This is a genomic window from Demequina subtropica (genome assembly GCF_000971235.1).
GTDB lineage: Bacteria > Actinomycetota > Actinomycetes > Actinomycetales > Demequinaceae > Demequina > Demequina subtropica.
Window position 1 is genome coordinate 187,736 of sequence record NZ_BBMB01000012.1, and the last position, 21,659, is coordinate 209,394.

Below are 21,659 nucleotides of genomic sequence, written 5' to 3' on the forward strand. Positions count from 1 at the left end.
CTGAGGCGCGCACCGAGGCGACGCCGAGGGAGGGAGAGGGACGTGAGCGAGAGCGCCGACACCGCACCCCCCAACAGCCCCTTCGGCTCGGAGGACGCGCTGCGCGCCGTGCCCCGGCCGGACGGTACCGCTCCCCTGGTGCTCGTGCTCGGCGCGACCGGGTACATCGGTGGACGCCTGGTGCCGCGGCTGCTCGCGGGCGGCTACCGCGTCCGCGTGCTCACGCGGTCCGCACGCCGGGTCCAGGCGCTGCCGTGGTCCGCCGACGTCGAGACGGTCGAGGGCGACGCCGCTGACCCCGACGCGATGGATCGCGCCACGGACGACGTCGACCTCGTCTACCACCTGGTGCACTCGATGCACAGCGGCCGCGACTACGCACGGCTCGACCGGGCGATCGCCCACAACGTCGCCCGCGCGGCGACGGCGCACCACGTGGGGCGCCTCGTCTACCTTTCCGGGCTCCACCCCGACGGCGTCGAGCTGTCGGCGCACCTGGCCTCACGCCAGGAGGTCGGCGAGATCCTGCTCCGTTCGGGCACGCCGACGCTGGTGCTCCAGGCGGGCGTGGTGATCGGCTCGGGCTCGGCCTCGTTCGAGATGATCCGCCACCTCACGGAGGTGCTGCCCTACATGCCGGCGCCGCGTTGGGTCCGCAACCTCATCCAGCCCATCGCGGTCCGCGACGTCCTCTACTACCTGCTTGCCGCTGCGAGAGCGGAGCCCCAGGCGCACGGCACGTACGACATCGGCGGCCCGGACGTCATGCGGTACTCGGAGATGATGAACGGGTACGCCGCCGTGGCCGGGCTGCCCCGCCGGGGCATCACCGCGCTGCCGGTGCTCACGCCCGGGCTGGCCTCGCACTGGGTCGGGCTGGTCACCCCCGTCCCCAGCCGGATCGCGCGGCCCTTGGTGGAGTCGGTGCTGCACTCGTGCGTGGTGAAGGACGATGCGGTGGACGCCGTCATCCCGCCGCCGCCGGGCGGCCCGACCGGGTACCGCGACGCGGTGCGCCTCGCGCTGGGCCGCATCGAGATCGACGATGTCGAGACCAGTTGGGTGGACGGACGCGTGCTGGGTGCGCCGAGCGATCCCATGCCCAGCGACCCGGACTGGGCGGGACGGACCGTGTTTAAGGACGCGCGCAGCAAGCCGACCACGGCGGACCCGGCCGAGGTCTGGAGGGTCATCACGGAGATCGGGGGCGCGACCGGCTGGTACTCGGCCTCCGTGCTGTGGGCGGTGCGCGGGCTCATGGACAGGGTGGTCGGCGGGGTGGGCCAGCGCCGCGGGAGGCGCACCCTCGCGGAGCCGCGCGTCGGCGACGCGATCGACGTGTGGCGCGTCGAGCACATCGAGCCCGGGCGCCTGCTGCGGTTGCGCGCCGAGATGCGCGTGCCCGGCCGCGCGTGGCTCGAGCTGGGCGTCGAGCCGGCAGCCGAGGGGGCGGTCTATCGTCAGCGGGCCGTCTTCTTCCCCCGCGGCCTCACGGGGCGCCTGTACTGGCTGTCGGTGCTGCCCTTCCACGGCCTCGTGTTCAGTGGCATGGTGAACCGCATCGTCGCGGAGGCGGAGCGCACCCAAGGCGCCGAAACTCACCCCGGTTCCTGACGCATCGTCCTTGCTCGGTCCCCCCGCGGGACCCAGGACGCCTACGGTGGTCACATGACCTCCGAGAACGTCGAGAACGACGCCGCCGACGCGCCCACCCAGACCTTCGCCGACCTCGGCCTCGACGGACCGATCCTCAAGTCGCTCAAGTCCGTCGGGTACGAGACCCCGTCCGCCATCCAGGCGGAGACCATCCCGCTGCTGCTGTCCGGCCGCGACGTGGTCGGCCTCGCGCAGACCGGCACCGGCAAGACGGCCGCGTTCGCCCTGCCGATCCTCGCGCGACTCGACAAGTCCCAGAAGGCGCCCCAGGCGCTCGTGCTCGCCCCGACCCGCGAGCTCGCGCTGCAGGTCTGCGAGGCCTTCGAGCGTTATGCGGCGGACCTCAAGGGCGTCCACGTGCTCCCGGTCTACGGCGGCCAGGGCTACGGCGTGCAGCTGTCGGCGCTGCGCCGCGGCGTCCACGTGGTGGTCGGCACCCCCGGCCGCATCATGGACCACCTTGACAAGGGCACGCTCGACCTGTCCGAGCTGAAGTACCTGGTGCTCGACGAGGCCGACGAGATGCTGAAGATGGGCTTCGCCGAGGACGTCGAGACCATCCTCGCGTCGACGCCGGACGACAAGCAGGTGGCGCTGTTCTCCGCGACGATGCCCACCCAGATCCGCCGGCTGTCGCAGCGCTACCTACACGAGCCTGCGGAGGTCACGGTCAAGCGCAAGACCACCACGTCCGCGAACATCACGCAGCGCTACCTGGTGGTGGCGTATCAGCAGAAGATGGACGCCCTCACACGCCTGCTCGAGGTCGAGAACTTCGAGGCGATGATCGTCTTCACGCGCACCAAGAACGACACCGAGACCGTCGCGGAGCGCCTCCGTGCGCGAGGTCTCGCGGCCGCTGCGATCAGCGGCGACGTCGCCCAGGCCCAGCGCGAGCGCACCATCAAGCAGCTCAAGGACGGCAAGCTCGACATCCTGGTCGCGACCGACGTCGCGGCGCGAGGCCTCGACGTGGAGCGCATCACCCACGTGGTGAACTTCGACATCCCGATCGACACCGAGTCCTACGTCCACCGCGTGGGCCGCACCGGCCGTGCGGGCCGCACCGGCGACGCGATCAGCTTCATCACGCCGCGCGAGCGCCGGATGCTCACGGCGATCGAGAAGGCGACGCGCCAGCCGCTCACCGAGATGCACTGGCCCTCGGCGGACGAGGTCAACGCGACGCGCCTCGCGCGCTTCGACGACTCCATCACCGCGGCGCTCGAGCAGAGCGACCGCATCAGCCGGTTCCGCGACATCATTGCCCACTACGTCGAGCACCACGACGTCCCGGAGGCCGACGTCGCCGCGGCGCTCGCGGTGGTCGCCCAGGGCGAGACGCCCCTGCTGCTCGACCCGGCCGACGAGCCCAAGCGTGCATCGTTCGCCCCCGACCGCGGCTCCCGCGATCGCGGGAGGGACGATGCGCGGGGCGCCGGTCGCGACGAGCGCGGCGGGCGCGCGGGGCGCGGCCCGAGCGAGGGCTTCACCACGTACCGCATCGAGGTGGGCAAGCGTCACAAGGTCGAGCCCCGGCAGATCGTCGGCGCGCTCGCGAACGAGGGCGGCCTGGCCCGCGGCGACTTCGGCAAGATCACGATCCTGCCCGAGTTCTCCCTGGTGGAGCTGCCCTCGACGCTCCCGCCCTCGGCGCTTCAGCGGCTCGGCGGGACGCGCATCTCCGGGCGCCTCATCGACATCCGTGAGGACGCCGGTGGCCCCTCGCGCGGCGGCCCGCGCGGCGGCCGCTCCGGCGGGGACCGCGGCGGCCGGTACGGCGGCGAGCGCGGTGGGCGCTACGGCAACGACCGTGGCTCGCGCGACGACCGAGGCGGCCGCGGCGATCGCGGCCCCCGCAAGCCGCGCTGGGACTGAGGACTGGGCGCGGTGCGGGCGCCCGGGATCCGGGCGCCCGCACCGCTCAGTTCGCGACGGGCGAGAACGTGTCGTAGGCCTCGATGACGGTGCGCACCCGTGCCATGGCCTCATCGCTCAGCCCCGCGTCCCCGGTGACCTGGTGCAGCGCATCGACGGCGACGTTGCCGTACTTGTGGCCGGCGTCCTCCGGAACCGCGGTGGACAGGATGAGGTCGATCATGCCCTGGAACGCGGTGACCACGGGGATCCACACCATGTCGTTGGACACGGACGCGGACCGCTGGCCCTCCTGGAGCCACGCGGGCTCCGACCAGATGACGCTGGGCCCGATCCACACGATCGGGTCCGTGCCGTGCTGGAGGTACGCGATGCGCGTCTCCTCCCAGGGTCCGTCAAGGGTCTCCAAGCCGCCCCACGCATCGGCCCATCGCACATGGAGGCCCTCCTCGAGGACCGGGAGGGAGTAGGGGCTGCCCGCATCCCGCGCATCCTGCGCCGCGCTCCAGACCGGGGTGAACGAGGGCGTGCCGGCGAGCACCGCGCCCTCGGTGGAGGCGAGCAGGTCGTTGACGTCGCTGTACGCCGACTGGATGCCGAAGCTGCCCAGGCTCAGCCCGTAGACCACCAGCTGCGGACGGTCGCCTTCGGGAAGCCCCTCCCACCAGGCGGTCACCGCCTCGACAAGCGCGGTGGTGCCGTCCTGCGACAGGTCGGGCGTGAGGATCGCCGAGATCGGGCTGCCCGTCGCGCCGTACTGCATCGCGACCAGCGCGGTGTCCCCCGCGTGCAGGTACTCGAAGCCGTCGATCGCGGCCGGATCGAGCCATCCGGAACCCGTGGTGCCCGCGATCATCAGCACGGAGCGGTCCGCCGCGCCGGTGCGCTCGAGCTCCTCGACGGCGAGAGCGGCGCGCTCCTCGAACGAGCCGGGGACGTCGACGCCCACGTAGACGCGGATCGGGTCCATGGCGTCCAGCCCCGTGACCGCCGCGATCTCGTCGCGCGTGGGGCCGCCACCCACGATCTTCGCGCCGGCCTGACCCACCTGATCCCACGCGATGAGGCTCTCCTCGCTGCCCGAGCGCAGCGCGCTCGTGGGCTGGGGATACTCGGGGTCGTACTGGCGGTTCTTGCTCTCGGACGCGACGGTGAGCAGGAAGGACAGGAGGGACAGCCCGATCGAGAACACGGCGAGCATCGCCACCACCGTGCCTGCGCCAGTCATGGTCGTGTGCGCGCGGGGGCGCGTCTCTCGCCACGGCATGCGCGGCTCCACGAGCGCGTGAAGGCGGCGGTACCCGCGCGCGACGCCGTTGCCGATCGCGAAGGCGAGCCACGCGCCGAGCAGGTATCCGATGCCCGCGACCAGCCAGTCGAAGCCGCTCGTGTCGGGCATGCCGACCGCCTCGCGCACCGAGTTCTGCCAGCCGATCGCGAACGGCATGATCACCGCAGCGCCCACCAGGCCGATGAGCGCGACGATCCAGACCTGCGCCTCCGCGGCGGCGGGGAGCCGGCCGCGCGACAGCCGCGCGATCCCCCGCCATGCGACCACGCCGATGCCGTAGCCGACCGCGAACGCGAGGCCGGACACGAAGCCCTGGCCCCAAGCCGGGCGCGGCAGCAGCGACGGCGTGAGCGACAGGGCCACCGCGATCAGGCCGACCGTAGCCCCGGCGATGTCGAGCCGGGCCTTCATGCGTGACATCCCGATCACAGGCGTCCTCCCTCGTTGACGCCACACTAGCGGGCGTGATGCCCGGTATGTCGCACGTGACGATGCGGTCCTTCCGGCACCGGCGGACCGCCCCCAACCTTCGGTAGGATTGAGCGGGTGTCCACACCCGCCTCGTCCCCCGCCGGACGGCACCAGATCGACCCCGATGAGCTCGCGACCACGCTGCGCGTCCTGGCCTCGCTGAGCGACGTCGACGAGTCGGACCCCGACTTCGTCACGGTCCGCAACGCCACAGCGGCGATGATCAAGGCCGTCAAGGCGAGCCGCCGGCGCGAACGGCGCAACGCGATCAACGTGGCCGACTCCGCCATCGTGGCGGCGACCGCGACCGGCGCCTCCGACCGCATTGACGATGAGACGCGAGGGCTCACGCTCGAGGCTCGCGCGGCGACGCCGACCGTCGGCACATACACGAAGGCGCGTCCCTGCTACATCTGCAAGCAGAAGTACACGCAGGTCGACGCGTTCTATCACCAGCTGTGCCCGGCCTGCGCGGAGACGGGCCACCTCAAGCGCCACGCGAGCACGGACCTGCGCGGCCGTCGCGCGCTGCTCACCGGCGGACGCGCGAAGATCGGCATGCACATCGCGTTGCGACTCCTGCGTGACGGCGCCGACCTCACCGTGACCACGCGCTTCCCGCGCGACGCCGTGCGCCGCTTCGCCACCATGCCGGACGCCGCCGAGTGGCTGCACCGCCTCACGGTGGTGGGGCTCGACCTGCGCGACCCCGCCCAGGTGGTCGCGCTCGCCGACTCGGTCGCTGCCGGAGGACCGCTCGACATCCTCATCAACAACGCCGCGCAGACCGTGCGGCGCTCCCCCGGCGCCTACGCGCCGCTCGCCGATGCCGAGGAGGTGCCGCTCGCGCCGGGACTGTGGCCCGAGGGTGCGGGGCCGCGTCTGCTGACGCTGGGGCGCACCCACGACGCGCATCCGCTCAGCATCGAGTCCTCGGTCGCCACGCACCCGCTTCTCGCTTCGGCTCACCTGGCCGAGACGGGCGCGCAGCAGGAGGCCCAGCGGCTCACGGCCCTGGCGCTCGCGCCGGGGTCCTCGTCGCTCGAGAAGCTCGCGGATGGCACCGCCATCGATGCGGGCGGGCTGGTGCCCGACCTGCACGACACCAACTCGTGGATCCAGGCCGTCGGCGAGGTCACCCCGATGGAGCTCCTCGAGGTGCAGCTGTGCAACTCGACCGCGCCGTTCATCCTCATCAACCGCCTGCGGCCCCGCCTCGCGGAGGCGGCCGCCGCATCGTCCTCCGGGCGCGCCTACGTGGTGAACGTGTCCGCGATGGAGGGCGTGTTCGAGCGCGGCTACAAGGGACCGGGGCACCCGCACACCAACATGGCGAAGGCGGCGCTCAACATGCTGACGCGCACCAGCGCGCGGGAGATGTTCGAGTCCGACCAGATCCTCATGACCAGCGTGGACACCGGCTGGATCACCGACGAGCGCCCGCACCCGACCAAGGTGCGGCTCGCGGAGGAAGGCTTCCACGCGCCGCTCGACCTGGTGGACGGGGCCGCGCGCGTCTACGACCCGGTGGTGCGCGGCGAGGCGGGCGAGGATCTGTTCGGGGTGTTCCTCAAGGACTACGCGCCGTCCAAGTGGTGAGGCGGACGGACCGCTCGTGTTCAGCCGAAGACGTCGCCCACGGTCTTCCACGTCTCGGCATCGACCGCCTTGCCGAGCGCGTTGAGGACGATCGGGAACAGCAGGATCGCGTTCCGGACCGTGAACCGCCGCCTGACCGTGGTGTCCACGGGCCACGTCGGCATCTCGGCGATCTGAGCGCCGCGGGCGCGGATCGCCGAGATCTGCGACCTCAACGTCGCACGCGTCGCATCGTCATAGGCGCCCCGGAGCTCGTCCTCGAGCTCGACCAGCTCCTTGCTCTCGCGATCCGCTTTGCTCTCGAGGACGCGCTTCTGGGCCGTCATCGACCGGTGGAACGCGACCATTGGAAGGATGAACGCCGCGATCTCCAACGCGATCGCCACCGGAAGCAGGGCGAAGTACCAGTCGCCCCAGCCGGTCCCGAGGTGTGCGAACCCGGCCATCGCCGCCCATCCCGACTTGCCGACGGCCGCCAGGGACTTGCCCCACAGGACCAGGACCAGCCACACGGCCGGGACGGCGACGACCGCCGCCTGCTTGAGGAAGAGGTCGCCGACGGGCCTCATCCCTGCCGCGCCGTCACCGTGGCCTGGCTGCACCGTGAGCGTCCATTGCGCCCCTCGTTGGATGCGCCCACCCAGCATCGCGATCCCGAGGACCACCCCGGTCGCACGGCCGACCAGGTAGCCGGCGAGGCACGCAAGCAGGATCTCGGCCAGGTTGTTCGCCTTGTCCGCGACCACTGTCGCTTCCGCTTCAGTCGCCACCACCGCGCGGGTCAGGAATCCCCCGCCGATCGCTCCCGCCACGAGGGGCCCCAGCAGCCTGCCGATCATGTCCCCAGCCCGCGCCGTCCTCTTGCCGAGCTCGTCGGCCGGCCCCTCGAGCACGCCTCTGACCACCAGCCTCTCGACGCAGCGCTCGGCGGCACCGACGAGCCTGTACGCCCACGGGAGCCCCAGGCAGACGGCAAGCGTCCCGCTGACCCAGACCCAGTCCCAGGACCCGGGAAGCCCGCGGGTGGTCGCCTCGGTCAGCGCGACCGCGACGATCCCTGCGCCGAGCATCGCCCACGGGTGCGCACCGATCCACCGCTCGACCCGTGCGCTCGCACCGAAGAATCGCCCCGCCGGGCCACCGTCATGAGGCGCCTCGATCCAGTTCATCAGCTTCTCGACGAGCGTGGCTCGACGTGCGCCGCCGCTCACGATCCACGCTCCCCGAGTCCGTCGATCTGCCAGCACGCAGGTGGGGTGGAGACCGCGCGCGCCGCGACCCCGACCGCAGGTCGCCGCCCACGCGTCATGACGCCGTTCGGCCACAGCCCTGATGCGGCATTCGCACCTGGCTCCCGCGCGGACCGCGATACGCCCATCCTTCGAATCTACCCGCGGGGCCGTCGGCCCGGCGGGCGCCCCTGAGCCGCTGCCCATCGGGCGGCGGCCGTGACTAGCATCGCCCCATGGGGGACATGACGGTGTCGGCCGCGGTCGCGGCGACGCCCACCACGCGCGACCGGTACGTCGACCTGGTCCGCGTGGGCTCCCTGCTCGGTGTGGTCCTGGGCCACTTCGCGATGGCCGCGGTGGTCCTCGACCACGCGACGGGCACGGTCGAGGTCGCGAACGTGCTCGAGGCCGCCGCCTGGACCCGTCCGCTCACGCTCGCGTTCCAGGTGATGCCGCTCTTCTTCGTGGTCGGTGGCTTCGCCCATGCGACATCGTGGCGCTCGTTGCGGTCGCGGGGCGGAGGCTACGCCGACTTCGTGCAGGCGCGCATCGGCCGCCTGCTGATGCCCACCGTCGTGTTCGTGGCGGTCTGGATGGTCCTGGGCGGCGCCATCGAGCTCCTGTGGCCGGACTCCCCCGCCACGGCACCGATGCTGCAGATCTCCGGGCAGCTGCTGTGGTTCATCGGGATCTACCTCATCGCGGCGGCGTTCGCGCCGGCCCTGCTCGCGGCGCACGAGCGCTGGGGCACGGCGGCGCTCGCCGCCCTGGCCGGAGCCGCCGTGGCGGTCGACGTCCTGCGCCTCGCGGGTGGCGTCTACGGCGTGAAGTGGCTGAACTTCGCCTTCGTGTGGCTCACCATCCACCAGCTGGGCTTCTTCTACGCCGACGGGGTGGCGGACCGGGTGGGCCCGCGCCGGCTTGGAGGGACGATGCTTGGGCTCGGTGCCGTGGTGCTGCTCGCCCTGGTGACATGGGGGCCCTACGGATGGTCCATGGTCTCCTATGACGGCGAGCCGCTGTCCAACCTCGCGCCGCCGACAGTCGCGCTGCTGGCCTTCGCGTGCGCGCAGGCGGGGATCGCGCTCCTGCTGCGCGCGCCCGCCCGGCGGCTGCTTGACCGGCGCCGGGTCTGGACGCTCGTGGTCGCCGGCGGCGCCGTGGCGATGACCGCCTTCCTGTGGCACTTCACCGCGCTCGTCGGTTTGCACGCGGCGCTGTGGGGCGCCGGCGTGGATCTTGCGGGCGATCCGACTGTCGCCTCCTTCTGGTGGGCCAAGCTGGCGATGCTCCCCGTGTTCCTGGTGCTCGTCGCGCTGCTGGTGCTGGCGTGGCGGCGGTTCGACCGGCCGCCGGGCCGTGCGGTGCTGGTCGGCCCGTCCGCGCGGCGGACCGTGGTGGCGGCGCTCGCGGTCGCGTGCGCCATCGTGGGCATGCTGGGGTTCGCCGTGGTCGGATTCCGCGGCGTCGTGAGCGGCTACACCGGTCACGTGGCTGTGCTGCCCATGAACGTCTGGGGCGCGGCGGGGCTCACCACCGCGGCTGTGCTGCTAGCACGGCTCGCCGTGGCGGAGCAGTCGCGCCGGGCGTAGGCGGGGCCGGCCCGAGTGCGGCGCAATGCGCTCGTCTCGAGAACGTGCCCCGCCTCGGAGGTCTGGGCCTTCCGGCACGGCTATGGAACAGTGGGCGCGTGAGAGAATCTTCCCTGGTTGCGGCTGCTGACGCCGTCCGTGCCGCGGCTGAGCGCCGTGCGCATCGCCGACGACTGGCCATCCAACTCGAGACCACCGCGGCGCTCGTGGCGACGCGGCGGGATGAGTTGGCGGAGCTGGAGCGGGTACTGGGCGTGGAGCAGTCGGATGTCCGCCGGCTGGAGGACCTGTCGCTGACGAAGATCTGGGCGACGCTGCGCGGAGAGACAGCCGATCGCCTGGCCGTCGAGAGGGCGGAGGCGGATGCCGCCTCGCTCGCGGTGTCTGCCGCACAGGCGCGGCTCGACAGCGCCGTCGCTGACGACGCGCGAGTGCGCCGCGAGCACGATGCCCTCCGCGGAGCGGATCGCTCGTACGCCGAAGCGCTCGCCGCGTATGAGGCCGCGATCCTCGCGACCGGCGGCCACCACGCCGCCGCGCTCACGGAGATTGCGAGCCAGCTGGGCACAGCCGAGGCCCACCAAGGCGAGGTCTCGGAGGCTGTCAATGCGATGCGCGCCGCCAGATCCGCGCTCGACGCGGCTCTCGCGAAGCTGGACAGCGCGGGCGGGTGGTCGACATATGACACGTTCTTCGGCGGCGGCCTCGTCGGCGACATGGTCAAGCACTCGAGGATCAACGACGCGACCGAGGCCTTCAGGAAGGTCAACCGGGCGCTCGAGCGGCTGTCGGTCGAGCTCGCCGACATCGGGGGCTCGACCATCGACGGCGTCGAGCTGTCCGACACGCTGGCGGTCTTCGATGTGCTGTTCGACAACATCGTCAGCGACTGGATGGTGAGGGACCGCATCTCCCAGGCCCAGACGCGCGCCAAGGACCTTCACCGTCGCCTCTCTCGGCTCTCCGACGAGCTGGGTACCGAGACCGCACAGATCGCGGCACGAATCACCGAGCTGCAGCGGCGGCGCGAGGAGATCCTCACCACCACCTGACCAGTTGGCCCGGGGGATTCGCCTGCTCGTCCTGGTGATCCTCATGGCCGAGCAGCGTCGCTATTCTCGGACTGTGCGCCGGCCCACGCTTGTCATCCTCGGCGGCTTGCCGGCCGTCGGGAAGTCGACAGTAGCTTCCGTCCTCAACGAGACTGGCATGTTCGCATACATCCGTATCGACAGCATCGAGCAGGCTCTCCGCGACTCCGGGGAGATGGGGCCTGATGGCGTCCAGGCTGCTGGTTACCTCGCGGGATATGCGGTGTCCGGCGACCTTCTCGACGGGGGCAACGACGTTTTGGTCGAGTGCGTGAACCCGATCGAGGCCACACGAGCCGCGTGGCGCGATGTTGCCGAGACGCGCGGAGCTGCAGTGATCGAGGTCGAGCTGCATTGCAGCGCCCCTGAGGTTCATCGAGCGCGAGCAGAGGGCCGTGTGGTCGACGTGCCAGGCCTGAAGCTCCCCGACTGGCAGGCGATCCAGACCCGCGAGTACGACGCCTGGGACAGTGCAGACCTGCACATCGACACCGGCACCACCAGTCCGCACGACGCCGCGTCATTGATCCTTGGAGCTATCTCCGCCGGATAGCCGCCGACACGCATGCCGCTGGGCCCCTCTTCGGCCGGATCGTCGTAGTAGCGTCCCTCCGTGAGAAGGATGCCCGCCGTGCTGGTCGCGATCCCTGAAGAGGCCGCGGTGTTCACCCGCTTCGCACACGACGTCATCAGCGAGGGGCTGCGAGAGGGCACCGTCCTCATCGAGAGCGAGTCCGGGCCGTTCCTGCTGGTGATCACCGGCGCGGGCATGACCGCCGCTGCCGCCGCGACCGCCCTCACGCTGCATCACCCGCCCGCCGGCGTCGAGATCGCCGCAGTCATCTCGGCAGGCACCTGCGGCGGCATGCCAGGACGCGTCAAACGCGGCGACATCGTCGCCGCTACCCGCTGTGTCGACTGGTCCGCCGACTGCACGTCGGTCGGGTACGAGTGGGGCCAGATCACGGACGAGCACGTCCGCTACCTGTCGGACCGCCACCTGCTCTCCGCCGCGATCGCGGACGGCGCGGTGGCTGGAGTGTTCGCATCGGCGAACGTGTTCGCCACGCCCGAGTCGGTCGCCACCATCACCGCCGGCTTCCCCGACGCGATCATCGCCGACATGGAATCCGCCGCGATCGCGCAGATCGCCTACCGAGCCGGCGTGCCCTTCCTGTCTCTCACGTGCGTCTCCGACATGTGCTCCGGCGACGGCGGCGACGAGTTCAACGCGAACGTGTTCGACGCCTCCGAGGCCTCCGCCAGGGCCGTGCTGCGACTGTGCGCAACGATCGCGCTCGCGAACGCTCCAGCCGAGATCGCATAGGAGTCGTGACGGTCGGGGTTAGCAGCGCCACCCCGACCGGAACTCGCCCGGAGAACGAGGTCTCGACGCTTCACGCTCGTCGGGCGGTGGGCGTGCCGCTTGCGACCGTGTGCAGGTTCCTGACAGCTTCTCTGTCCACCGCACGCGCCCCGGATGGTGGGGCAACGATGGGTCGCCGTCGGCTACGCAGGTCCGCCCGGCCGACGCTGAGGACGAGGAGGCACGGCCTTCGCGGCGACGATCGTGCTCGAAGGGATCCGTTCGACGCCACGCACGCCATCCACCACGACGGCCTGGTCGTCTGCGCTGAGCAGCTCGCCGAGGGCGTCCGTCGCTCCTCCGGTGGGGAGCAGGTAGCGCACCACCACTCGCGCGCCGGGTGCAGGAAGGCGGATTCGACCCTGTCCATCGCTCTGCTCGGGCATGACCTCATCCTTCCAGAGCGACCAGGTCGCGACGTCGAGGACCCCCTTGGCCACCCGCGGCTAGGCTTTCATGGTGATCGGCCCCCATCCGCGCATCGTCTCCACCCGCGTCCGCGTGCACCCTGTCCCCCGCGCCCTCGCGGCTTGTTGCGTCGACGGCGATGTGGTGCGGTGAGCGAGATCTTCGATGCGCTGCGGCGCTGGCCGGATGTCGAGGCACCCGGGCTCGTCGCCGTCGACGCGGCAGACCGGCTGATCCTGGACGAGTCCGCTGAGCTGCGCGCGGCGGCGCGGTCGGGCGACATCGTGGTGATCAACGACGCCTATGGCGCGCTGACCCTCGGGGCGGCGCATGCCGGGGCGAGCGGGATACGTACGCACATCGACGCGATCACCGGTGAGCGCGCGCTAGAGGCCAACGCGTCTCGCGTGGGCCTCACCGGCCACTTCCGCTCCGTCCCCCTCGACGCGGAACTGGCACCTGGGGCGCGCATCGTGTTGCTTCGTCTGCCCCGTTCCCTCGACGCGCTGCGCGACATCGCCGGCCTGATCGCCGCGCACGCCGACCCGAGCGTGGTCGTGGTCGCGGGCGGGCGGATCAAGCACATGTCGGTGTCGATGAACGAGGTGCTGAGCGAGTTCTTCGGGAGGTTGGACATCAGCCTCGCCCGGCAGAAGTCTAGGGTGCTCCTTGCCCGTGAGCCTCGCGACGGCCGTGATCCATCCCCCGCCGCCGCTCGAGTCGAAGGTCTCGAGTTGCGCGCGTACGGCGGCGCGTTCGCGGGCGCACGGCTCGACATCGGCACCCGTCTGCTGCTTGAGCACCTTCCCGACGCCCCGCCCGGCGGGACATCTGACGATCCCTTGATCGACCTGGCCTGCGGCACGGGGATCATCGGTGCGTGGATGGCGACCACGTATGGCGGCGCGCATGTCTACGCATGCGACCAGTCGGCGATCGCGGTCGCGTCAGCGAAGGCGACGATGCTCGCCAACGGCATCGAGAGCCGCGTGACCGTGGCGCGCGACGACATGCTTGGCGCCAGGCCGTCCGCCAGCGCCTCGCTCATCACGCTGAACCCGCCGTTCCACTCGGCCGCCGCGGTGACCGATCTCATCGCACCGCGGATGTTTGCCGACGTGGCCCGGGTCCTGCGCCCCGGAGGCCAGCTGTGGTGCGTGTGGAACTCGGGACTCAAGTATCGGCCGCTGCTCGAGCGTGCGATCGGCCCCACCGAGCAGGTCGCACGGAACGCCAAGTTCACCGTCACGGTGTCGACGCGTCGGTGAGGGATGCCCGACCGATCGCTCGTGGGTGGCGGCGGAGACCCGCGCGATAGCGCCGCGTCGATCCGGTGACCCTCGCGTGGGCCACGGCTCGGGCTCAGGTCGGATCGGACAGCAGCAGCACCCACGCCCGGCCGGCATCCAAGCGCGCGAACATGAATGCCGCCTCAGCGCCGTCGGATGTATGGATCGCCCAGCCCCCCTGGTGGAGCCACCGCCCGGCGTTGGCGGGAGCGGACTCGAGGAGGTCCGCGAGTGCGTGGTCACCGGAGTCCCGGAGGGTCTCGAGGGCGCTGAGTAGCGGGATCAGCCGGGCGCACGCCTCGATGACATCCTCGATCGCGTCCTCGTCCGCATGCATCTCGAAGCCCGCCACCAGCGAGTCGACCACGGCATCCGCCAGGGCCGGTCGGTCCGGATGCTCGCGCGCTACGGCGCCGTGGACGTCGTCTGCGACAGTGGGGTCCTCCGCGTAGAGCTCGCGGAACTCCTCGATCTCGATCCAGAGCGGGTTGTCGTCAGGCTGGTCGGTGCTCACCCCTCCACGGTAGACGCAGCCGCCGCGGGAGCGTCGCCTCGAACGCCACCTGCACCGGTCGCCGGGCCCATGAGCAGGTCGCCCGGCGGAAAGGGATCGCGGTGCACCGCTGTTTGCTGTCAGCTCGGGAGTCAAGCCGCCATGCCAGCGGGGCGACGGCGATCGCCGCAAAGATGAGTAAATGATGACCGGGTCATGTCACTCCATGCAAAAAGTCCTGGTAACACGCGAGTTACCAGGACTTTCCGCTTGCCTTACGTCGGGCTGACAGGATTTGAACCTGCGACCCCCTGCAGGGACCGGACATCTTCCGGTCCTTCACGGTCGTCTCGGAATCTCGCGAATTCCCTCGGATTACTCGGGAACGTGGCGGCTCCCTCATCCCGACTGTACCCGGTCATCTCCGGTTGGTCCCGGTTGAATCTGATGGTTTCCCGATGGGCTGCCCACCCGCCACGCAGGTGGTTCGGCAGCTAGTCGAACTTGGACTCATCAAGCCGACGCCGCAGGTGCGACATGAGACTAAGCGCATCGAGACAATCATGGTGGCTAATGACGCCAAGGCCCTTGATCGTCGCTAAGAGTTCATGCGAGAGGGGGTTCCTGAAAGCGGCCCAAATCGCCTTCGCCATCTCTCGTTGCCCGTTCTCGAGATTCTTCACCGTGTCGCCCGAGATCCGCGGCGAACCAGTCTGGTAATCCGCGGTGAAATGCAGCCGATCACCACCCTCGCCGAGGGCCTTGCCGAACAAGCTTGCCTCAGGCTCGTTTGGCATTCTTGCCGCAACTCTGAGATCGGCCACGTACTGCTTGCAGGCCTCGAGAAGCGCTTGATAGTAGTCGCCACCCTTGAAGTAGTCCTCGCATGCGCCCTGGATGGCCGGGTGCAAGTGCCGCCAGACAAGATCGGCATACGGCGGCGCCAGGCCCTTCAGGCTGTCAACCGCCTTCCCTCGGTCGCCATCACTCATGTCTGTCTCATCGGACTCGATAATTCCGAGGAGGTCCCTCAATGGCTCCCGCTCAGGCCCATGAACCGTTGCTACCCACTCTTCGGTGTCCACACCTGTGCGATCCCTCACCTGAGCTTTCTTCTTGTCGGCACGGAGCGCCCGACGCAGGAGCGCAATTTCCTCGACGGCAGACTTGAGGACCGCGCGGATCTCCGCAGCATGGGGGTGATCCCAGTTGACAGCGCGCCTGTCCGTGGCGACTACATCGGGCTTGATCTCATCGAGCAGGTCAACCGTGACATGGCCGGTCAGGTACGCATAGGCATAGCTCGAATCGCTCGCACCGAAGAACTCCGGCTCGTTTACGAGCCGGCCGCTCGCGTACACCGCAACCCCACGCATTTGAGTCGGCAACGGCTTCTCAGCCGCGACGACCGTTCCGTGGATACCCTTGCTGGTGAGCGCGGACGCAGTGCTCGGCAGGTCCTCTGGCAACGTCCAGGAGAACTCTCGTGCGACTGTGCTCACGCGAAGTTCTTTGGTGACCGGGATGCGCGTGCCGTCGCGATCAACCACGTCCAGCGCCACGTCGTCGCCGCTGTAGTGGAACAGCCGCGAAAGACTCTCGGCCAGGTCACTCGCAGAGATATCGCTCACCCGCGCAAGCCGCGAGACGGCGACTGACGTACCCTGTCCGTCTTCGGGCGCCGGCACTCGAGATTCAGATGGCTCGTAGTCGCCATCGGTGGTGCCGATGAGGTCGTCCCAGTCAAGCGCGATGACGAGCGCTGAATCGTCGCCCCGACGCTTCGTGGACACCACAATCTCTTGTCCGATTCCGAAGAGTGCCAGCTTCCCGAGCCCCTTCTTGCCCGAGACCACGCGCTTTCCACTCTCGGACATGCCGACAGGAGCTTCGCCGCGCCGATTGCGACCAATGCGGAGGTACTTATCTCGCACATCCCGGCGGGACATCCCGTGGCCATTGTCCGAGACCTCGATCCGCTGCTCGGTGCCCTTGCCTGACACCAGCACTGAGATCTCCGTCGCGTCTGCATCGTAGGCATTGGCCACGAGTTCGGCCACGGCATTGGGCAGCCTCGAGTACATGTTCGACCCCAGGTGCTCGATGGTGTGCGGGTCAAACTTGAGCGACAGCGGGGCGTCTTCACTGGTAAAGGGTTGTTCGGCATCCATTTCACTACGACATTACCCACACACGAGCGCACCAGAGCGATGCGACTCGCGGCGATACGCGATCGTCGAGTTCGCCTTGACCTAGCTGCCTCCCTCGGCCATAGCCGGGCCACCCGGCGACTTGATTGAGCTCAACAAGGCCCCGCAGCCCGCGGTCGCTGGACTTCAGTCGTGCACGGGCGGGCTTTGCCGTACGCCGTCGAGCACGCCTTCGAGTAGGCCTTGCACCTTTGCGCCTCCAAGGACCAACTGACGGTCAAGCAGCCTGTTCGCAGTCTCGCAAGACGTTTCGCTAACGAGCGAGCAGCCGTGGCATGCCGACAAGTTGAGATTCGAAGCGCCCTGCCGATCGCTCTCGATGCAGACCGGATCGTTGGAACAGACGTCTGCGTCGTTGAGCGCCGTGATCAGCAGCGGAACCAACTCGTCCGGCGCGCCGAGACGAACCAATCCTCCGAGCGTGCCCTGAGCGTCGCCTGCAGCCGTGTAGATCAGGATCCCGGCGGTGCGGTCAACGCGATCGGAATTGGCATAGATCCGTTCCTGGAGCGAAGCCGAGGAGTAGCCGCTAGCAAATGCCAGCCTGCGGATCAGGAGATGGGCGATGGTGTGGAGCGCGATGTACCGCGGTTCGGGGACGTCGAGGCGGTTGGCCCACGTGCTGGTGTTGCGGCGCGCGATAAGAGTCTCGGCCCGTGCTCGTACATCTGGGCGTGCCTCCCAGCCAGCGAGGTAGGTCTCGTCGAACCGGATGAAGATCCCCTCACCGAACATCTCGATTGCCGGGTAGATCGGCTTGCGGCTCTTGTCCGGCCCGAGATCAGCCGTGATGAGGTCTGCGCCCGCGTCGTGCCGGCGGAATCCCAGCAGCGCACGTACCTCACGAACTCGACGAACTTGACCGACGGAGACAATCCGGCCCGCCAGCGCGTTGGGCCATTCCGTTCGCGGCGCGAGCGGCCAACCGTCCACAACGAAGTCGCCTCCGCTGGCGTCGCGCCCACCCGGCTCGACCTTCTTCAGAAAGGCCGCCCACTCACCATCCTTGAGGTCAAGGAGCGGCGTGCCCACGTCTTCACCGTCGTCCGCGGCGACGCCAAGAACGACCTCGAGGGTGGTGCCCAGCTCGTCGGCAATCCACCCCCCGACCATCTCAGCCTGCGGCCCGCCGTTGTCGGCCCTGACGCGGTCGAACAGCACGTGACCGCGGATCTTGTCGGCCAGTTCCGCGGACTGTGGACGCTCCTCAGGAATGTCCAATGCCGAGAGCCGCTCGGCAATGTAGTTACCCGTGGCTCCGCGTTGTGCCGCGACAAGGGGATGCTCACACACCCGAGCCGGCGGGTCACTTTCCCAGGGCTGCCGCCCGTCGCATTTGATCCCGTCTCGCAATAGCGCGCCCTTGGTGACGAGCTCCGAAACGGATCGCGAACGCTTGCAGCCATTGCACGTGATCCGAAGGGACTTCAGGCCCTCGCCGTGCTTTGCCGACCGAATGAACTTGAGCTCCTTGTAGGACCTGCAAAAGCGGACCTCGTCGGTAACACCTTCATCGTTGCCTCGATGTGCCCACATGAACCAGTTGATGTCCTGAATGTGGCTCCCCTTCTCGCAGATCGCCACGTAGCGCATCGGAACAAGGGCCCCGCCACATTCACACTTGTTGGTCCACTTCCCGCGGTCTTTGCCGCTCAGCTTGGAGAGCTTGGTGCAACGCTCGCAGAACCGCCACTCGGGGAACCTCCAGTACAGAAGCCCCGGCGTCTCCTTGGCTGCACGGCCCGCGTGCGTGGGAGCTTGCCTCAAGACTCCCGGCCCGATGCGCTGCAGCAGGCGTTCGCACGAGATCTCGTGAGCATCCTTCTTCTGCCACCACGATGTGTCCGGCGCGATCAACGATTGACCGCGCACATCAACGATGGCACCCACCCCGAAGGGCGAAAGGATCTCCGACGATCGAAGATCATGCCTGATACGTTCCACGGTCCACCTCCTCCAAGGGCTCGCGGACTTCCACGGCGACATTGGGCTCGACCGATCGCATGGAGTCTCCCACTAGCCATCCTTCGCCGGATTGCCCGAAGCGTTTGAGCAGCGCCGGGTCGTCGGACTTGGCGCCGTCGTACTTCAGACTTCCCGACTCGGCGCGCGCATTTGCGGCGCGACGGTCCCAATCACGCAGCAACGTCCAAAGCGCCGCCTCCGTCTCATCGGCCTCAACCCGATCCGATGCCTTGACGATCTCGACGAGGTCGCCAACGAGTCGATCGAGCGCCGCTTTCACGGCGGCATCGTCGAGGTCGAGGTCTTTCGCCGACTCGTTGGGAGCAAGCGATGGGATCGAGTGCCTCACGAGTGCCACGAGCGCCCCGGCGAGAGAGCGATCCCGCGAAGCCAACGACCACGGGGTCACGCTCGTCGGCTCTACGCTCCGGTAGAGCGCCTCGTGGTAACCCCTGAAGGTCTCGAAGTGGGACCTGTCTCGTGCGCGATTGGAACGAAACAGGGTGGCGACGATGCCCTTGTTGGCACCTCGCCCGACTCGACTCGTCGCCTGGATGTACTCGGAAGTTGTCTTGGGCTGACCGACCATGAGCATGAGCGCAAGCCTTGGAATGTCGATTCCGACCGACAGCATGTTCGATGACAGCACCACGTCGATCGCCTGGTCCGTCGCGTCGGCACTCTTCGAGAGTTCACGCAGATCGTTCGGGAGCTCCTCCGGACCCTTCCGGCTCGTGAGCTCAAGAACCCTGCCGGCTCGAACCTTTCGCAGCGGCAGTTCGAGCCGCTCCGACCGCGGCTCGAGTCGTCCGTTGACGTCATCGACGACCAAGGTCCCCGTGCGCCCCAGCTCCCGGAGGCTGTTGTGGTACATCACTGCCGTCCAATACGCGTCACGCGTCGCGCCTGCATCGGGTTCCTTCGCCAGCACCTCGGGAATCTCGATGAGCGGGGCCGAAGCGGCGATGACCGCCGAGACCTGGGAGAGCGACTGTGGCATCAGCCCGACGTAGAGTCGCCCTTCGCCGCTCTGCACAGGCTCTGAGAAGAATGTCCGATCGTCGTCGAGCCCAGCGGGCGGGTAGAGAGCAACCTGGCGCCCATACAGGCCACGGACCTGCTCATTCGAGGCCCGGATGGTCGCAGTCGAGGCAACGATCTTCGGAGTGCTCCCGTGTTGCCTCAAGAGCAGTTGGATCACAGCGTCGAACACGGCGACGGTAGTGCCGAGGGGACCAGACAGCAGATGCAGCTCGTCCTGGATGATCATGGAGGGCTGGCGGAAGACGGTATTGATCCCGAGCAAACGACCAGCTTCAGGCTTGAACTGAAGCCTGGCGAACTTGTCGACTGTCGCGAGCAGGATCGTGGGCGGGTCGTCGTACAGCTCTTCGTCCACAACGCCGACGGGCAGCTCGTCGGCGAACGCGCACTTCTGGTTGGTGCAGTGGATGACGACTTGACGCCCGACGACGCGCATGCCGTATCGGCTCGCGTCGACAGACCTCGACTCGGGGACGAGTGGAGTCCTGCACCACGGGCAGCTCTCGATCTGGAACTGATTTGCCTCGTCAGGCCTGGCCGCTCGATGTAGTCGCTCGAGTGCGGCCTTGGCATCGGCATGTGTTCCGGGAGTGACTTCATTTCCTACCCAGAGACCGATGGAGAAGGGCGACATTCCTTTCGCACGAGGGTCCGCGAGTTCTCCGGGTCGCCTCATCAGCTCCATGGCGCAGACTAGTGACGCCGCACGCTGAAACTGTTGCGACGTCAGTAGCCGAAGGGTGTAGCGGGTGATGACGGCGGTTCCGCCGCCCGCGACTCCATGGGTCAATCGACGACGGAAGATCTCGATGGCCGCGAGCCCCAGGTAGGCCTCCGTCTTTCCACCACCCGTGGGGAACCAGATCAGGTCGACAACCTCACGGTCCTCGTGCGTGCCGTTTACGGTGGAGGCCAGCGCGACCAACAGGAAGCCAAGCTGGAACGGACGCCAGGCCGGTTCGACCACGTCGTGAGGATCCGTGCCTCCCGCAATCTGCGCCTGCTGCATGTTGCGACGCATCGCCGCCATGCCGAGCGCGAAAGCGACCCGGAGGTCTTGATGGTCCGGGTCGCGTAGAAGACCCACGCCCCCACGCATGCGCCCTACCGCGGTCCGAGATCGCCCTACGATCCTTCCAGCGACGTCCGCCTCAGGACCGAAAGACGCGACCCGCGCCTCCTGCATGCCCACCCACGAATCGAACGCGGCGACGAAAGACTCGAGCGAAGCGACGACCTGTTCAGGCGCGGTGTCGAGCCGCTCGAGCAGGTCCAGGCGCAACGCATCGGAGGCTTCCGCTTCAGGTTCGAACGCCGTCGTCGTCACGCCGGGGACTACGAAGGCCGGCACAGGATCGAGGAAGACCCTCTGAATCTGCCCGTCAATCCGTTCCCAGTCGGCTGCCATTCCATGTCCGACCGCGTAGATCTTGCGATCGCGATAGCGAAGGCGTAGCTCGGCAGACTCCGGGTCGATGTCGATCGCGTGGGTTGTGTCGTACTCGTGGATGCGATGGCCCTCAAGGGGAGCGACACTCAGCGCGACCTGGAAGAGCATCAGCGGGATATCGAGGCGGTCGTCGCCGGTTGCAGCCGACAGCACCCTGACGTGCACAGTGACGAGGTGCGCTGATCCGTAGCGCCGCCATCTGGACCCGACCTCGACGGGCACGGCGCCGACTTCCAACTGCTGCATCTTGCGCTCGGACGACAGTTCGAGGCCGTCGAGTTGGAAGGGGTTTCGTAACCAGCGCGGCGGGCCGTCGCCCTCTACCTGCGAATAGGTTCCGCCGGAGAGACTGCACAGAACTGCATCGCCGTCGGTGATGAACGAGATCGCCACGGACGACGGGCGCCAGTCCTCTGCAAGCGGACCGGACGCACCCTCTTCGTCGACGTCGCCTTCGGGCACGTCGGCATCACTGATGGAGTCGGATGGCTGCGGGGCATCGTCCGGCGCAAGGAGCTCTGAGGATGGGAAGAGCATCCCCACGGAGTACTGGCGGTTCGGCATGTTCTCGACGACCTCGTGAGCGCCACCGTCTGGACCGACGTAGGTCGAGCGGAGGTGCGT

The 21,659-nt window shown here is 68.8% G+C and carries 15 protein-coding genes; 8 read left to right on the forward strand and 7 right to left on the reverse strand.

Going from position 1 to position 21,659, the window contains the following annotated elements:
• The first annotated feature begins 42 nt into the window (after window positions 1-42).
• Both AOM06_RS12155 and AOM06_RS12160 read left to right on the forward strand, forming a co-directional pair.
• Complete coding sequence (locus AOM06_RS12155) at window positions 43-1,614, forward strand: SDR family oxidoreductase (RefSeq protein WP_062306574.1); 1,572 nt, start codon at window positions 43-45, stop codon at window positions 1,612-1,614.
• A 54-nt stretch (window positions 1,615-1,668) separates the two neighbouring features.
• Complete coding sequence (locus AOM06_RS12160) at window positions 1,669-3,534, forward strand: DEAD/DEAH box helicase (RefSeq protein WP_062306580.1); 1,866 nt, start codon at window positions 1,669-1,671, stop codon at window positions 3,532-3,534.
• 46 nt (window positions 3,535-3,580) lie between these two features.
• Here AOM06_RS12160 and AOM06_RS12165 read toward each other — a convergent pair whose 3' ends face one another.
• The gene (locus tag AOM06_RS12165; RefSeq protein WP_062306585.1) at window positions 3,581-5,236 is read right to left on the reverse strand and encodes an alpha/beta-hydrolase family protein; all 1,656 of its coding nucleotides are present in this window, start codon (window positions 5,234-5,236) and stop codon (window positions 3,581-3,583) included.
• Between the two features lie 135 nt (window positions 5,237-5,371).
• On the opposite strand from AOM06_RS12165, the gene AOM06_RS12170 reads away from it, so the two are divergent.
• The gene (locus tag AOM06_RS12170; protein WP_062306591.1) at window positions 5,372-6,895 is read left to right on the forward strand and encodes an SDR family NAD(P)-dependent oxidoreductase; all 1,524 of its coding nucleotides are present in this window, start codon (window positions 5,372-5,374) and stop codon (window positions 6,893-6,895) included.
• 20 nt (window positions 6,896-6,915) lie between these two features.
• On the opposite strand, the gene AOM06_RS12175 is transcribed toward AOM06_RS12170, so the two are convergent.
• Window positions 6,916-8,106 (reverse strand): hypothetical protein, encoded by a 1,191-nt coding sequence (locus AOM06_RS12175; RefSeq protein ID WP_062306598.1) that lies wholly within the window; start codon window positions 8,104-8,106, stop codon window positions 6,916-6,918.
• Window positions 8,107-8,360: 254 nt separating this feature from the next.
• On the opposite strand from AOM06_RS12175, the gene AOM06_RS12180 reads away from it, so the two are divergent.
• From AOM06_RS12180 to AOM06_RS12195, 4 genes are all read left to right on the forward strand, one after another.
• Complete coding sequence (locus tag AOM06_RS12180) at window positions 8,361-9,719, forward strand: acyltransferase family protein (protein WP_062306601.1); 1,359 nt, start codon at window positions 8,361-8,363, stop codon at window positions 9,717-9,719.
• Window positions 9,720-9,817: 98 nt separating this feature from the next.
• The gene (locus AOM06_RS12185) at window positions 9,818-10,771 is read left to right on the forward strand and encodes a coiled-coil domain-containing protein (protein ID WP_156163697.1); all 954 of its coding nucleotides are present in this window, start codon (window positions 9,818-9,820) and stop codon (window positions 10,769-10,771) included.
• Window positions 10,772-10,814: 43 nt separating this feature from the next.
• A complete protein-coding gene (locus AOM06_RS12190) occupies window positions 10,815-11,363 on the forward strand; it encodes a P-loop nucleotide/nucleoside kinase family protein (protein ID WP_062306705.1) in 549 nt (182 codons plus the stop codon).
• A 69-nt stretch (window positions 11,364-11,432) separates the two neighbouring features.
• Window positions 11,433-12,137: a 5'-methylthioadenosine/S-adenosylhomocysteine nucleosidase family protein gene (locus AOM06_RS12195; RefSeq protein WP_082105553.1), complete on the forward strand. Its 705-nt coding sequence runs from the start codon at window positions 11,433-11,435 to the stop codon at window positions 12,135-12,137.
• Window positions 12,138-12,319: 182 nt separating this feature from the next.
• On the opposite strand, the gene AOM06_RS12200 is transcribed toward AOM06_RS12195, so the two are convergent.
• The gene (locus AOM06_RS12200; protein ID WP_062306709.1) at window positions 12,320-12,562 is read right to left on the reverse strand and encodes a putative acetyltransferase; all 243 of its coding nucleotides are present in this window, start codon (window positions 12,560-12,562) and stop codon (window positions 12,320-12,322) included.
• A 171-nt stretch (window positions 12,563-12,733) separates the two neighbouring features.
• Between AOM06_RS12200 and AOM06_RS12205 the strand changes: the two genes are divergently transcribed.
• Window positions 12,734-13,852: a class I SAM-dependent methyltransferase gene (locus AOM06_RS12205; protein WP_062306617.1), complete on the forward strand. Its 1,119-nt coding sequence runs from the start codon at window positions 12,734-12,736 to the stop codon at window positions 13,850-13,852.
• 94 nt (window positions 13,853-13,946) lie between these two features.
• Here AOM06_RS12205 and AOM06_RS12210 read toward each other — a convergent pair whose 3' ends face one another.
• The 4 genes from AOM06_RS12210 to AOM06_RS12225 all read right to left on the reverse strand — a co-directional run bounded on the left by AOM06_RS12210 (window position 13,947) and on the right by AOM06_RS12225 (window position 21,599).
• Entirely contained in the window at window positions 13,947-14,387 is a 441-nt protein-coding gene (locus AOM06_RS12210; RefSeq protein WP_062306622.1) for a hypothetical protein, read from the reverse strand.
• A 473-nt stretch (window positions 14,388-14,860) separates the two neighbouring features.
• Window positions 14,861-16,537 (reverse strand): TIGR02391 family protein, encoded by a 1,677-nt coding sequence (locus AOM06_RS12215; RefSeq protein ID WP_062306626.1) that lies wholly within the window; start codon window positions 16,535-16,537, stop codon window positions 14,861-14,863.
• Between the two features lie 165 nt (window positions 16,538-16,702).
• Window positions 16,703-18,520: a DUF1998 domain-containing protein gene (drmB, locus tag AOM06_RS12220; RefSeq protein ID WP_062306631.1), complete on the reverse strand. Its 1,818-nt coding sequence runs from the start codon at window positions 18,518-18,520 to the stop codon at window positions 16,703-16,705.
• Entirely contained in the window at window positions 18,501-21,599 is a 3,099-nt protein-coding gene (locus tag AOM06_RS12225) for a helicase-related protein (RefSeq protein ID WP_228372946.1), read from the reverse strand. Before AOM06_RS12225 ends, drmB begins: the two co-directional genes overlap by 20 nt.
• Window positions 21,600-21,659 lie beyond the last annotated feature (60 nt).

What these genes read in the sequence shown, in the direction of transcription:
- AOM06_RS12160 (WP_062306580.1), top strand. Translation starts at nt 1,669, where the DNA reads ATGACCTCCGAGAACGTCGAGAACGACGCCGCCGACGCGCCCACCCAG.
- AOM06_RS12180 (WP_062306601.1), top strand. Translation starts at nt 8,361, where the DNA reads ATGGGGGACATGACGGTGTCGGCCGCGGTCGCGGCGACGCCCACCACG.
- AOM06_RS12165 (WP_062306585.1), bottom strand. Translation starts at nt 5,236, where the DNA reads ATGAAGGCCCGGCTCGACATCGCCGGGGCTACGGTCGGCCTGATCGCG.
- AOM06_RS12225 (WP_228372946.1), bottom strand. Translation starts at nt 21,599, where the DNA reads ATGCCGAACCGCCAGTACTCCGTGGGGATGCTCTTCCCATCCTCAGAG.
- AOM06_RS12215 (WP_062306626.1), bottom strand. Translation starts at nt 16,537, where the DNA reads ATGGATGCCGAACAACCCTTTACCAGTGAAGACGCCCCGCTGTCGCTC.
- AOM06_RS12195 (WP_082105553.1), top strand. Translation starts at nt 11,433, where the DNA reads ATGCCCGCCGTGCTGGTCGCGATCCCTGAAGAGGCCGCGGTGTTCACC.
- AOM06_RS12200 (WP_062306709.1), bottom strand. Translation starts at nt 12,562, where the DNA reads ATGCCCGAGCAGAGCGATGGACAGGGTCGAATCCGCCTTCCTGCACCC.
- AOM06_RS12190 (WP_062306705.1), top strand. Translation starts at nt 10,815, where the DNA reads ATGGCCGAGCAGCGTCGCTATTCTCGGACTGTGCGCCGGCCCACGCTT.